The following is a 13,444-nucleotide window of genomic DNA, read 5'->3' as shown; positions in this document are numbered from 1 at the left end:
GGCTCAGTCCATGGTGAGGATCTGACGGAGGGCGGTTCCGTCGGCCAGTGCGTCCATCGCCTCGTTGATTCGGCCCAGCGGCAGACGGTCGGTGACGAGCCGCTCGACCGGCAGTCGCCCCTCGCGCCACATGTCCACGAACCGGGGGATGTCGCGGGCCGGGACGGCGGATCCGAGGTAGCTGCCGACGAGTGAGCGGCCCTCGCCCACGAGAGCGGTGGGTGAGATCTCGAGTCGGGCGTCGGGGGCGGGCAGTCCGACGGTGATCGTGGTGCCACCCGGCCCGGTGAGCGCGACCGCCGTGGCGAGCGCGGGCACGCTCCCCGCGGCCTCGATGACCAGCCGCGCCTTCACACCCTGCTCGACGGCCTCGTCCGGTGAGAGGACGCGTTCGGCTCCCAGCGAGCGGGCCGTATCGCGCTTGTCCGGGGAGGTGTCTACGGCGATCACGGTGACGTCGTCGTGGGCCAGCGCCACGAGCAGTGCGGCCATGCCCACTCCGCCGAGACCGACGACGACCAGCGTGTCTCCGGCCTGAGGACGAGCAGCATTGACGACCGCACCGCCACCGGTCAGCACGGCACAGCCCATCAGCGCGGCGACCTCGGCGGGGACGTCGTCGCCGACACCGACGAGCGACCGCGTGTCGACGACGGCGTGGGTCGCGAAGGCCGATGCTCCCAGGTGGTGATGGAGGTCGTTCCCGTCGCGGTGCAGCCGCCGGGCACCCGACAGCAGGGTTCCCGCAGCGTTCGCGGCCGATCCCGGGATACAGGGGCGGATGCCGTTGCTCGCGCAACCCTCGCACTCGCCGCAGCGGGGCATGAAGGTCATGACGACCCGCTCGCCGACGGAGAACCCGGTGCTGTCGTCGCCGAGTTCGACGATGCGTCCGGCCGCTTCGTGCCCGAGGAGCATGGGCACCGGGCGGGGCCGGTTGCCGTCGACCACGGACAGATCGGAGTGGCACACACCGGCGCATTCGATCTCGACCAGCGCCTCACCCGGTCCCGGTGGGTCGAGTTCGAGAAGGTCCACGCTGAGCGGGGTGGACTCCTCGTACCGCCGTCGACGTCCGATCTCCTCCAGGACTGCTCCGGTGATCTGCACGGGTCTCCCTTCCGTAGGGTCGCGGGTTCATCTACCCCTAGCATCACGAGCATGACACTCACCCGGGCCGACCGCTTCCTCATCGGTGCTACCGCAGTCTTCCTCGTGTCCCAGGCGAACATCGGTCGGGTTCTCGGCTCCACGGCCCCGACGGTGGGCACCCTCCAGACCACCTTCTCGGCCGCGAAGTACCGGAAGATCCTCGACAATCTCGGTCCCGAGGAGATCGAGCGCTACCGGCAGCACTACTACTGGGACATGGTCCATCCGGCGACCTTCGCGATCGCGTTGCGGGCCGGTGCACGATCGCTCGACGAACACCGCCCGCTGTCGTCGGGCACGCGTCGGATCCTGATGGCGGCGCCCGTCGTTGCCGCAGCGGGGGACTACGTCGAGAACGTCGTCGGCCTGTACCTGCTGGATCACCGCACCCGGATCGACGATCGGACGGTCCGGGCCGCCTCGACCGTCAGCGTCACCAAGTGGGTGCTGGCGCTGGGCAGTTTCGCGTACCTGTCGCAGGGATTCCTGCGGATGTGGGGCGGTGCGGCACGGCGGCTTCTTCGCCGCGGCTGACCGGTCACCGCGGGGTGCCGGGCCGTCACCAGGGTGTCCGGGCCACAATGTCCGCGTGACCACCATTGCCGCTCCCACCTGTTCCGCACTGTCCGCGCTCGACGAGCCGCTGCCCGGTACGGCGGCCACCGCGCCCGGTTACGTGTGCCTCGAGGTGCCGACGGGTTGGGGACGCGACGTGCTCGACGGCACCGCCCTCGGCGCCGAGTTGTCGGACGAGCTGTCCGCTCGGGCGAAGGCCGCGGACGTGCGGATCCTGTTCATCCGGAGACCCGGCCGCGACGTGGTGCGGGAGACCCGGACCGTCCTGCTGGCCCGCACCGAACCGGGGAACACCTGGTGCGAGCGGCTCGAGATCACCGAGCCGGCGGAACTGCTTGACATCGTCCCGCGCGTGGTCGCGGGCCCCGCCCCCGGTATCGGTGCCGCCGTGCAGGACCCGATCGCCCTGGTGTGTGCCCACGGCAAACGGGACCGGTGCTGCGCTGTGCTGGGGCGTCCGATCGCGGCGGCTCTGACCGCCGAGTTCGGGCAGGACGTGTGGGAGTGCTCGCACACCGGCGGACACCGTTTCGCGCCGTCGATGATCATGCTGCCGACCGGATACACCTATGGACGGCTCGACGAGGACGACAGCCTCGCCACGGTCCGCGACGCCCGGAACGGGCACATCCATGCGGGTGGCCTGCGCGGGCGCAGTACCTGGGGTGCGGCCGGGCAGGCCGCCGAGATCGCGGTGCGCGAGGCGATCGACGAGTTCGCGGTCGACGCCGTGACGGTCGAGGACGGGGACGAGCCGATCGTGCGTCATCGCGACGGCCGCGCATGGCGGGTCGGGGTGGAAACCTCGGAACTACCGGCTCGGCCGGCGAGCTGCGGTGCCGCGGCCAAGCCTGCACGCCCCGTCGTCGCGACGACGATCACGCCGCTGTAGCGACGTCCCGAACACCTGCCCTGCGGTCTAATGACCGAGGCCGACCTTCGCGTGCACGCGCTTCATCCATGCCGGTGCCCACCAGTTGGCCTCGCCCATGAGCTTGACCAGCGACGGTACGAGCAGCATGCGCACGATCGTCGCGTCGATGATGAGCGCGACGATCATGCCGACACCGAGGAAACGCATGATCGACAGGCCGGAGACGGTGAAGGCCCCGGTGACCACGATCAGCAACAGTGCGGCGGCGGTGACGACACGCCCGGTGCGGGAGATGCCGTACTCGACGGCCTCGACGGTCGTCGCCCCGGCCGCGCGGGCCTCCATCATGCGCGACATGAGGAACACCTCGTAGTCGGTCGACAGGCCGAACACCACGGCGAGGATGAGGACGACGAAGGTCGGCTCCATCGCCGCGGGCACGACGTGCAGCCACGAGGCGCCGTGTCCCAGCTGGAACACCCAGGTCAGCACACCGAAGGTCGCGGCGAGGCTCAGTGCCGCCATGAGCACCGCCTTGATCGGCAGTGCTACCGACCCGAATGCCAGGAACAGCAGCACCAGGGTCGAGAGCACCATGATGGTGATCATCCAGGGAAGCGAATCCGAGACGGCCTGGTTGGCGTCGTCGACGAGGGCCCGGCCACCACCGACGAGCAGGTCGGTGCCGTCCGGCACGTCCAGGGCGCGCAGCTCGCCGGTGATCTCGCTCGCCCGTGTGGTGCCGTCCACGCCCTGCGCGTAGAGGCCCTGCAGGACCACGACGTCGGACTCCTGCCCGACGATGACGGTCTGGGAGATGCCGTCGACCTTGGCGACCTCGGTGGACACCGTGCGCACGGCAGCGCTGTCCGGCGCCTGCCCGTTCTCGCCGCGCAGGACGAGCGTGGCGCCGTTGCCGGTGCTCGGGAACTCGTCGAGCAGGGTCTGGGTGGCCGCGCGGGCCTGGCTGTCCTCGGGCAGCGCGGTGTATTCGATCTCCCCGAACCGTGCCTCCACCACGGGCGACGCGAGCACGAGCAGACCGCCGGTGATCACCACGGCGATCAGGGCGGGACGGCGCACGACCTTGCGGACGACCCCACCCCAGAAGCGGCGTGCCCGCGCTTCGGCGCGGGTGGAGGTCTCACGGTCCCAGGTCCACGCGTTGATGCGGTGGCCGAGCATCGTCAGCAGCGCGGGAACTGCAGTCAGCGACAGGACGGCGGCACCGAGGACGGCGGCCATGGCACCGAGGCCCAGCGACCGCAGCACGGTCTGCGGGAAGACGAGCATGCCCGCGAACGCGCAGATCAGCAGGGCAGCGGAGAACATCACGGTGTGACCGGCGGTGGACATCGTCCGCTTGACCGCCGACGTGACGTCCGAACCGGCGGCGAGTTCCTCGCGGTAGCGGCTGACGATGAACAGGCCGTAGTCGATCGCCAGACCCAGACCGATCAGCGACGTGATGTTCAGTGCGTACGACGACACCTCGGTGAAGTTCGACAGCAGACGCAGGGTGGCGAGGGACGAGAAGATCGCGAGCACACCCACGAAGACCGGGACCGCAGCGGCGATCACGCCGCCGAAGATGAACACCAGCAGCACCAGCGTGATGGGCACCGCGATGAGCTCGGAGCGGATGAGGTCGCTCTCCAGGGTGTCGGTGAATTCGATCGCGACCACGGTGTTGCCGGCGAACTGTGATTCCACACCGGGTACCTCGAGCAGCTCGAGGGCATCGGGGAAGTTCGCGGCGGTGAGTCCGGAATTCGCGCCGAGCGTGATCGAGGCTGCCACGCTGCGCTGGTCGGTCGCCAGCAGCAGCTGGTTCATCGGCGGGGGAGCGGTCCAGTAGGTCTGGATCGACTCGGCGGGGACGGCGTCCTGGAACTCGGCGAGGGTTCTCTCGATGTCGGGACGGATGTCGTCGATCGTGCGTCCCTCGGGTGCGGCGTAGAGCGCGATGATGTCCGCGGCCTGCGACCCGAAGTTCTCGTAGATGATCTGCTCGACCTCGACGGCCTCGCTGTTCGGGTCGTAGTAGCCCGTGCCGGTCAGCTTGCCGAAGATCCCGACGCCCCAGGCGCCGGCGAAGAGCACGACGAGCAGCACGATCGCCAGTACCCATCGGCTCCTGGTGACGACGATCTCGGCCCAGCGACTCATGCCCACTCCCGGTTCCGCTGACGATTGTGACGATCGGCAACTGTACTGGCGTGGAGTGGGAGGGCTTTACCCTGCTCGGCCGGAACGGGCACGAGATCAGGGGAGGAAGTAGGTGGACCGACGCGCCGGATGCCTCACGGCACGGTGCGCAACGTGGCTCCAGCCGGACGGTATTCCACGAAGGCGGTTTCTCATTGGCTCCGGGGCGTACGCGACGCGCCGATCCACACTCCTCAACAGGGGTGGGCGGGGATCCATTCCCCGCCCTGCCGGACGTGACCGGGTTCACCCGCCGTCGTGGGCATGGTGGGCCGTGCCGGCCACCTGCGTCACCTCGTGCACCTCGTCGGCGCCGACCACCACGAACTGCCCCATCATCCCGGCGTCCTCGTGTTTGAGCAGGTGACAGTGGTACATGTACGGCATCGCCGGATCGGTGTGGCTACCGAACGGAACGAGCAGCCGCACCGTCGCCGCCGGCGGGATGAAGACGGTGTCCTTGCGCCCCGCCAGGGACGGATGGTCGGGACTCATCCCGGTCATGCCGAGGATCTCGAACTGCACGTCGTGGATGTGGAAGTTGTGGATCGTGCCGCTGGCGTTGGTCACCTCCCACAGTTCCGTGGTGCCGGCGACGATCACCTCGTCGATCCGGCTCATGTCCATCTCGCGATCGTTGATGGTCGTCGACGACGTCAGGTCGATGCGGCGGGTGTTGCTCGGCTCCCCGAGCTCCGGGAGGGTCGTCAGCTTCTCCGGGATCGCGGCCGACGACCCGAGCACGGGTGCCGCCCGCAGTTCGAGGACGTCCAGGCGATCGTCACCACCGGAGAAGCGGTCCTGGAAGAAGCCGGCCTTCAGCTCGGGTGGGGTGCTGCGCAGCACGTGGCTCGAACCTGCTTCCGGCCGGACGACGATCTCGGCGCGCTCACCCGGCGACAGCTGGAGGCTGCGGACGGCCTGCGGTTCCTCGAGCAGACCGCCGTCGCTGCCGACGACGAGGAACGGCATCCCGGTGTCGAACGAGAAGTTGTAGACGCGCGCGTTCGACGCGTTGAGCACCCGGAGCCGGACCGTCTCGGTGCCGACGTCCAGGAACGGTCGCGGTGTGCCGTTGACGAGGATCTCGTCGCCGAGCGTCCCGACGTCGGCGAAGATCGCGTTGCTGTCGTCGAGCTGATCGCCCTCGAACTTCCGGTCCTGGACGATGAGGGGGATGTCGTCGACCCCGTAGTCGTGGGGGAGCGGCGACGTGCCGGGTTCGTCGATCAGGAACATGCCCGCGACACCCCGGTACACGTGCGCGGCGGTGGAACCGTGCAGGTGCGGGTGGTACCAGAGGGTCGCGGCCGGCTGATCGACGGTCCAGTACGGCGACCATGTCGTTCCCGGCTCGATCGGCTGGTGCGGTCCGCCGTCCATCGCCGCGGGCAGGTGCATGCCGTGCCAGTGCATCGTGCTCGTCTCGTCGAGTTCGTTCGTGACGTTCACGCGCACGTTCTCACCCCGCACGGCGCGGAGGGTGGGCCCGAGATAGCTGCCGTTCACTCCCCACGTCCGGGTGTCGGGGCCGTGCCCGAGGTCGGTCGTGCCGCGCTGCATGGTCAGGTCGAACACGCGTGTGCCGTCGGCGTCGACGGTGCCCGACTCGACGGGAGGGATGCGCAGGGCGGTGTCGAAGTCGACGCGTCCGGTGGTGTCGATCGCGCGCGTGGTCCACGCGTGGACGGCCAGGCCACCGATGACCGCCACGAACGCGAGGAAGAGCACGAAGGGTATGGCGAGCAGACGCACCAGGAGTTTCACGACATCCATGCTCGTTCTCCCGCACTCTCGGCACATCCGGCGTGGCACCGGATTTCATGGTGGGGGAGAACCCTGAGCGACCCTCAGGAAACGCTGTGCAGGCGCGCCGCCTGCCGCACGAGATGGTCCCGCTCGGGGACGCTGGTCGCCAGGTGTGCGGCCTCCGTGTAGAGCCGGGCCGCCGTGGCCGTGTCGCCGGCGCGTTCGTGGAGATATGCCGCGGCCGCCGTGTACCGAGGCAAGCCGGGGTCGAGTTCGGCCAGCGCCGCGAGACCGGCCTGCGGTCCGTCCGCCTCACCGACCGCGACGGCGCGGTTGAGGCGGGCCACCGGGTTGTCGGTGAACCGCAGGAGCTCGTCGTACCACTCGACGATCTGCACCCAGTCGGTCTCCTCCGCAGTGCGTGCGTCGGCGTGAAGGGCGGCGACGGCGGCCTGTGCCTGGAACTCGCCGAGCCTGTCGCGGGCGAGTGCGGCCTGCAGGATCTCCACGCCCTCCGCGATCATGCGCGTGTCCCACAGGCTGCGGTCCTGTTCGGCGAGGGGGACGAGACTGCCGTCCGGCCGGATGCGCGCCGCTCGCCGGGCGTGGTGGAGCAGCATCAACGCGAGCAGACCCGACACCTCGGGGTGGTCGATCACCGCTGCCAGCCGGCGCGTGAGCCGGATGGCCTCGGTGGCCAGGTCGACGTCACCCGAATAACCCTCGTTGAACACGAGATAGAGCACCCGCAGCACCGTCGCGACATCGCCCGGCCGATCCAGCCGGACGTCCGCGATCGTGCGCTTGGCCCGGCTGATGCGTTGGGCCATCGTCGCTTCCGGGACGAGATAGGCCTGCGCGATCTGCCGGGTGGTCAACCCACCGACGGCCCGCAGGGTCAGCGCGACCGCCGACCCGGGCGTGAGCGACGGGTGGGCACACAGGAAGTACAACGCGAGGGTGTCGTCCACCGGTGTGCCCGGACCGGGCCGGGGCTCGGCGTCGACGAGGATCTCGCGGCGCCGGCGGGATGCGTCGGCGCGTACGGTGTCGAGGAATCTGCGCCACGCCACCGCGACCAGCCAGCCCTTCGGGTCGCGTGGCGGATCCTCCGGCCACACCCGCAGGGCTTCGACGAGCGCGTCCTGCACGGCATCCTCGGCCGCTGCGAAATCCGCTCCGCGGCGGACGAGGATGCCGATCACGGTGGGGACGAGCGTGCGCAGCAGAGCCTCGTCCACGTCTACTCCGTGACGGTCGGCGGCTCGGACATGAACGGGCGCACCTCGAGCCATTCGTGGATCGGCTTCCCGCCGGCTCCCGGCGCGGCCGACAGTTCGGCGGCCAACTCCAGTGCCCGGTCGTAGCTGTCGACGTCGATCACCATCCACCCGGCGATGAGATCCTTCGTCTCCGGGAACGGCCCGTCGGTGACCGGGGGACGTCCCTCACCGTCGTAACGGACGAAGGTGCCCTCCGGGGAGAGCGCCTGCGCGTCGACGAACTCGCCGGTGCTCTCGAGACGGGCGGCGAAATCCTGCATGTACCGGATGTGGGCCGATACCTCGTCCGGCTCCCACTGATCCATGGGTACGTCGTTCACCGCTGCCGGGGCGCCGCGGTAATGCTTGAGCAGCAGGTACTTGGCCATGATGTTCTCCTCCGTGCGGTACGGCCCATTGTGGCCGCGTTCATGGAGGAGACGGAGCCGCTTCCGGATTCTCGACATCCCTCCGCGAACGATTCGAGGTTAGGGTCGCGGCATGCGTATTCATCTCGGACCGGGCCACGACGAACACCTCGCCGCCGCGATCGTCTCCGGCGGTGGAACCCTCTCCGAACTGGACGAGGCCGATGCCCTGGTGTGGGACGGCAGCGCCGAGGAGTTCCCGGATCTGCCCGACCGGGTGCGCTGGGTGCAGCTCACCTACGCGGGTATCGAACCGTTCTTCCGGGCGGGCGTGATCGACGACCGGCGGCTGTGGGCGAATGCGTCCGGTGTGTACGCCGACAACGTGGCCGAGTACGCGGTGGGAGCGCTGCTCGTGGGGTTGCGGCAGTTCCACGCCTCGGTTGCCGCGAAGCGGTGGACCAAGGACGTTCTCGACCCGCGGGTGCGGACCCTCCACGGCTCGACCGTGGCCATCGTCGGATGCGGCGGTATCGGCCGGGCGATGATCCCGCGCCTGCATGCCCTCGGCGCGTCCGTCGTCGCGGTCAATCGTTCGGGCCGTCCCGTCGACGGCGCGAAGGTCACGCTGCCGGCCGACCGCACGTCGGAGGTGTGGTCGATGGCCGATCACTTCGTCGTCGCCGCACCCGCGACCGCCGAGACCGATCATCTCGTCGACGCCGCCACGCTCGCGGCGATGCCCGGGTCGGCGTGGCTCGTGAACGTCGCGCGGGGCAACCTCGTCGACACCGACGCGCTGGTGAAGGCGCTCGGGGACGGTGCGATCGCCGGGGCGGTCCTCGACGTGACCGATCCCGAACCGTTGCCCGACGGTCATCCGCTGTGGGATCTCGACAACGCCGTGATCACACCGCACATCGCCAATACGCGCAGCCGGCTGACGCAGACGTTCGCGCCGACCCTCGAGGAGAACGTGCGCCGGTTCGCCGCGGGTGAGGAGTTGATCGCCCGGGTCGATCCGAACGCGGGTTACTGAGGCCGTTCGGCCGCCTTCTTGATCGCGGACAGGCGGCGGTCCCAGCCTGCCCCCACGGCGTCGATCGCACGCCCGACCGCGCTCAGCCGCGATCCGACGGCGGAGAAGCGGATCTCCCGTCCGGCGCGCTCGGAGGTCACGAGACCGCACCGTTCGAGCACCGCCAGATGCTTGGCGATGGCCTGACGGGAGACCGTGAACTCGGCCGCGAGCCCGGACGCCGACGCCGGGGATCGGCCCAGTCGCTGCAGGATGCGCCACCGGGTGTCGTCGGCCAGGGCCGCGAAGACGGGATGCAGGTCGGCGGAGAACTCAGCGTCGGGCAACGCTTCCGTCCTTCTCGAGATGGTGCTTGGCGATCTCCAGTTCGGTGGTCCAGCCCCGGGAGTTCTCCTCGAAGCGGGTGCGGCGTTCGCTCGCGTCGCCGGGCAGGGAGTCGAATCCGGTTTCCGTGACGCGTAATTCGGTCGTGTCGGTGTCGAGGGCGGTGAGCCGGAACTCGACGAGGGTCGACGGGCTGTCGGGATCGGTGTGGTCGGCGAGCCAGCGGAAGGCCGCGTAGTGCGGTTCGTCGAGGGTCACGGTGCGGAAGACGAAGGCGCCGTGGACCGGATCGTGCACGGTGGTGAGATCTCCGTCGTGTTCGAGGCGGTGCTCGGTCCACTCGTTGTCGTTGATGTACCAGCCGGGTTCGGCCACGAGTGTCCACACCCGGTCCACGGGGGCGTCGATGGTGATGTCGCGTTCGATGCGGTCGAGTTCGTCGGTCATGATCGCCTCCTTCGATGGGAATGCAACTCCAGGGTTGCACTTGCTGGCCCATGATGCAACCCCCTGGTTGCAGTCGATCGTGCAGTTCTCGTCGCCGACTCCCGGCGTGTCGCGACGAGAACTGCACATGTGTTCGAACGTCTCGTTCGAACACATGTGCGATACTGGATAGGTCGAGGAGGTGCCGGAGTGGGATGGGGAAACGGTCCGCCGACTTGGTCGGAGATGGAACGTGTGCTCTCGGGACGACCCGGCACTTCCCGCCGCGATGCCGAACATCCCGGCGACGGGAGCGACAGCCCGGCGTGGTCGCGCACCCGCACCGAGTACGAGGCGCGGGTCCGACGTCCGGAAGGACCGGTCGTGCCCTACGCCGAACTGCACGCCCACTCCGCGTTCAGCTTCCTCGACGGTGCCTCCACGCCGGAGGAACTCGCCGAGGAGGCGGCACGACTCGGACTCGAGGCCCTCGCGGTGACCGACCACGACGGACTGTACGGAGCGGTGCGATTCGCCGAAGCCGCACGCGAACTCGGCATCCGCACCGTCTTCGGAGCCGAGCTGGGCCTCGACGATGCGCACCTGCTCGTCCTCGCCCGCGGTCAGGAGGGCTATCGACGCCTGTCGCGGCAGATCGCCGACGCCCACCTCGCAGGAGGGGAGAAGAACAACCCGAGGTACGACTACGACGCGCTCACCGACGCTGCCGGTGGGCACTGGCAGATCCTCACCGGTTGTCGTCGGGGGCACCTGCGACAGGCGCTCACCACGGGCGGGATCCCCGCCGCCGAAGCAGCATTGCTCGATCTCGTCGACCGGTTCGGTGCCGACCGCGTGACCGTCGAACTCACCCGTCACGGATATCCCGACGACCACGAACGCAACGCAGCCCTCTTCGAACTTGCCGCGCGACATGGCATTCCGTGCATCGCGAGCACGGCGGCGCACTTCGCGCATCCCCATCGGCGACGTCTGGCGATGGCCGTGGCGGCGATCTCCGACCGGCAGAGCCTCGACGACGCCGTCGGCCGGATCCCCCCGACCGGAGGCGGGCACCTGCGGTCGGGGGAGGAGATGACGCGGCTGTTCGAGGCCTTTCCGGGTGTCGTGCACCATGCCGCCGAACTCGGTCGTGAATGCGCCTTCGATCTGCGTCTCGTCGCCCCGAAACTGCCGCCCTTCGATGTTCCCGACGGGCACACCGAGTTCACCTGGCTGCGCGAACTCACCTACGACGGGGCGCGTCGCCGCTACGGTCCGGTCGAGCGCCGCCCCGACGCCTATCGGCAGATCGAACACGAACTCGACGTCGTCGGCCGGCTGGGATTCCCGGGATACTTCCTCGTCGTCCACGACATCGTCGACTTCTGCAAGCGGAGCGACATCCTCTGCCAGGGACGAGGATCGGCCGCCAACTCGGCGGTCTGCTACGCGATCGGCATCACCAACGTCGACCCCGTCGGCAACAAGCTGCTGTTCGAACGCTTCCTGTCGCCCGAACGCGACGGCCCACCCGACATCGACCTCGACATCGAATCCGACCGGCGCGAGGAGGCGATCCAGTACGTCTACCGCAAGTACGGCCGCATCAATGCGGCGCAGGTCGCGAACGTCATCACCTACCGCGGTCGTTCCGCCGTCCGCGACATGGCCCGTGCTCTCGGATACTCGCAGGGACAGCAGGACGCGTGGAGCAAGCTGATCGGCCGGTGGGGTGGGGTGCGGGTAGAGACCGACGAACGGATCCCGGAGACGGTTCTCGATCTCGCCGAACAGATCGAAGGTCTCCCACGGCATCTCGGCATCCACTCGGGCGGCATGGTGATCTGCGACCGGCCCGTCGCCGACGTGTGCCCCGTCGAATGGGCGCGAATGGAAGGACGCACCGTTCTGCAGTGGGACAAGGACGACTGTGCTGCAGCGGGTCTCGTGAAGTTCGATCTGCTCGGCCTCGGCATGCTCTCCGCGCTGCACTACATGATCGACCTCGTCGACGAACACGAAGGCATCCGAGTCGATCTCGCGCACCTCGACCTCTCCGAGCCGGGGGTCTACGAGATGTTGTGCCGCGCCGACTCGGTGGGTGTCTTCCAGGTGGAGTCGCGGGCGCAGATGGCCACTCTGCCGCGGTTGAAGCCGCGCTGCTTCTACGATCTGGTCATCGAGGTGGCCATCATCCGGCCCGGCCCGATCCAGGGCGGTTCGGTGCACCCCTACATCCGGCGGCGCAACGGTCTCGAACCCGTCACCTACGACCATCCGTGCCTCGAGAAGGCCCTCGAACGCACCCTCGGCGTTCCGCTCTTCCAGGAACAGCTCATGCAGATGGCCGTCGACGCCGCGGGATTCACCGCGGCGGAGGCCGACCGGTTGCGTCGCGCCATGGGATCGAAACGGTCGACGGAGAAGATGGAGCGTCTGCGGGGACGCCTCTATCAGGGCATGCGGGACCTGCACGGCATCACGGGGGACGTCGCCGACCGCATCTACGAGAAGCTCTACGCCTTCGCGAATTTCGGTTTCCCCGAAAGTCATTCGCAGAGCTTCGCCTCGCTGGTGTTCTATTCGGCGTGGTTCAAACTGCACCATCCCGCAGCGTTCTGCGCGGGTCTGCTGCGTGCTCAGCCGATGGGTTTCTACTCGCCGCAATCGCTGGTCGCCGATGCCCGCCGTCACGGTGTGGTCGTCCACGGCCCCGACATCGGGGCGAGCCTCGCGCACGCCACCCTCGAGAACGAAGGGCGAGAGGTCCGGCTCGGCCTGGCGACGGTGCGGCACATCGGCGACGACCTCGCCGAACGCATCGTGACCGAACGCAGTGCCCACGGCCCGTACACCTCGCCCGCCGACCTCGCCGCCCGCGTCGGTCTCACCACCGCGCAGGTCGAGGCACTGGCCACCGCGGGAGCGTTCTCCTCGTTCGGTGTCACCCGCCGCGAAGCCCTCTGGGGTGCGGCTCCGGCGGCGGCACAACGCCCCGGCCGGCTTCCCGGGATCGGGACGGTGCCGGCTCCGGCCCTGCCGGGCATGAGCGCTCTCGAACTCGCCGCCGCCGACGTCTGGGCCACGGGAATCTCGCCCGACAGCTATCCGACCCAGTTCCTGCGCGAGAGGCTCGACGAACTCGGGGTGATCCCGGCCGCGGAGCTGCTGCAGGTCCCCGACGGGACGCGCATCCTCGTCGGCGGGGCCGTGACCCACCGGCAGCGTCCGGCGACCGCCGCCGGTGTCACCTTCCTCAACCTCGAGGACGAGACCGGAATGGTGAACGTGGTGTGCTCGGTCGGTCTGTGGGCGCGCTACCGGACCGTGGCCCACACGGCTCCCGCCCTGCTCGTCCGCGGCCGGCTCCAGAACGCCGAGGGCGTGGTCACGCTCCTCGCCGACCATCTCGAAGCCATGGATCTGCGAATGCCGAGCAGATCACGCGACTTTCGCTAGCATC

11 protein-coding genes are annotated in these 13,444 nt (G+C 69.1%); 4 read left to right on the top strand and 7 right to left on the bottom strand.

The genetic code is table 11. The features are described 5' to 3' along the window. Positions 1–3: 3 nt before the first annotated feature. Positions 4–1,110: an alcohol dehydrogenase catalytic domain-containing protein gene (locus U9J23_RS16890; RefSeq protein ID WP_059382348.1), complete on the bottom strand. Its 1,107-nt coding sequence runs from the start codon at positions 1,108–1,110 to the stop codon at positions 4–6. Positions 1,111–1,161: 51 nt separating this feature from the next. Here U9J23_RS16890 and U9J23_RS16885 point away from each other — a divergent pair, with 51 nt between their 5' ends. Next, positions 1,162–1,686 carry a hypothetical protein gene (locus tag U9J23_RS16885; protein WP_059382347.1) on the top strand — a complete coding sequence of 175 codons (525 nt, stop codon included), beginning with the start codon at positions 1,162–1,164 and terminating at the stop codon, positions 1,684–1,686. A gap of 55 nt (positions 1,687–1,741) precedes the next feature. After that, entirely contained in the window at positions 1,742–2,620 is an 879-nt protein-coding gene (locus U9J23_RS16880) for a sucrase ferredoxin (RefSeq protein WP_085470038.1), read from the top strand. Between the two features lie 27 nt (positions 2,621–2,647). Here U9J23_RS16880 and U9J23_RS16875 read toward each other — a convergent pair whose 3' ends face one another. From U9J23_RS16875 to U9J23_RS16860, 4 genes are all read right to left on the bottom strand, one after another. Then, positions 2,648–4,771, bottom strand: a complete 2,124-nt coding sequence (locus U9J23_RS16875) for an MMPL family transporter (protein ID WP_059382345.1) — start codon at positions 4,769–4,771, stop codon at positions 2,648–2,650. Between the two features lie 285 nt (positions 4,772–5,056). Continuing rightward, positions 5,057–6,586 carry a multicopper oxidase family protein gene (locus U9J23_RS16870; protein ID WP_085470037.1) on the bottom strand — a complete coding sequence of 510 codons (1,530 nt, stop codon included), beginning with the start codon at positions 6,584–6,586 and terminating at the stop codon, positions 5,057–5,059. Between the two features lie 74 nt (positions 6,587–6,660). Next, a complete protein-coding gene (locus U9J23_RS16865; protein WP_006550096.1) occupies positions 6,661–7,800 on the bottom strand; it encodes an RNA polymerase sigma factor in 1,140 nt (379 codons plus the stop codon). Between the two features lie 2 nt (positions 7,801–7,802). Continuing rightward, positions 7,803–8,210 (bottom strand): YciI family protein, encoded by a 408-nt coding sequence (locus tag U9J23_RS16860; RefSeq protein ID WP_006550097.1) that lies wholly within the window; start codon positions 8,208–8,210, stop codon positions 7,803–7,805. Positions 8,211–8,322: 112 nt separating this feature from the next. Between U9J23_RS16860 and U9J23_RS16855 the strand changes: the two genes are divergently transcribed. Continuing rightward, positions 8,323–9,228, top strand: a complete 906-nt coding sequence (locus U9J23_RS16855; RefSeq protein ID WP_272267145.1) for a D-isomer specific 2-hydroxyacid dehydrogenase family protein — start codon at positions 8,323–8,325, stop codon at positions 9,226–9,228. Here the strand turns inward: U9J23_RS16855 and U9J23_RS16850 are convergent. Both U9J23_RS16850 and U9J23_RS16845 read right to left on the bottom strand, forming a co-directional pair. Continuing rightward, on the bottom strand, positions 9,222–9,554 hold the full coding sequence (locus tag U9J23_RS16850) for an ArsR/SmtB family transcription factor (RefSeq protein WP_006550100.1): 333 nt from the start codon (positions 9,552–9,554) through the stop codon (positions 9,222–9,224). The two genes, U9J23_RS16855 and U9J23_RS16850, sit on opposite strands and share 7 nt — an antisense overlap. Continuing rightward, positions 9,541–9,999: a hypothetical protein gene (locus U9J23_RS16845; RefSeq protein WP_006550101.1), complete on the bottom strand. Its 459-nt coding sequence runs from the start codon at positions 9,997–9,999 to the stop codon at positions 9,541–9,543. Before U9J23_RS16845 ends, U9J23_RS16850 begins: the two co-directional genes overlap by 14 nt. Positions 10,000–10,188: 189 nt before the next feature. On the opposite strand from U9J23_RS16845, the gene U9J23_RS16840 reads away from it, so the two are divergent. After that, positions 10,189–13,440, top strand: a complete 3,252-nt coding sequence (locus U9J23_RS16840) for an error-prone DNA polymerase (protein ID WP_085470067.1) — start codon at positions 10,189–10,191, stop codon at positions 13,438–13,440. The last annotated feature ends 4 nt before the right edge of the window (positions 13,441–13,444 follow it).

Origin of the sequence: Rhodococcus sp. PD04 (assembly GCF_035918275.1) — a bacterium.
In the GTDB taxonomy this organism is placed as follows: Bacteria; Actinomycetota; Actinomycetes; order Mycobacteriales; family Mycobacteriaceae; genus Rhodococcus; species Rhodococcus rhodochrous.
The sequence above is the reverse complement of the archived record's forward strand: the minus strand, read 5'-3'. Positions and strand labels throughout refer to the sequence as shown.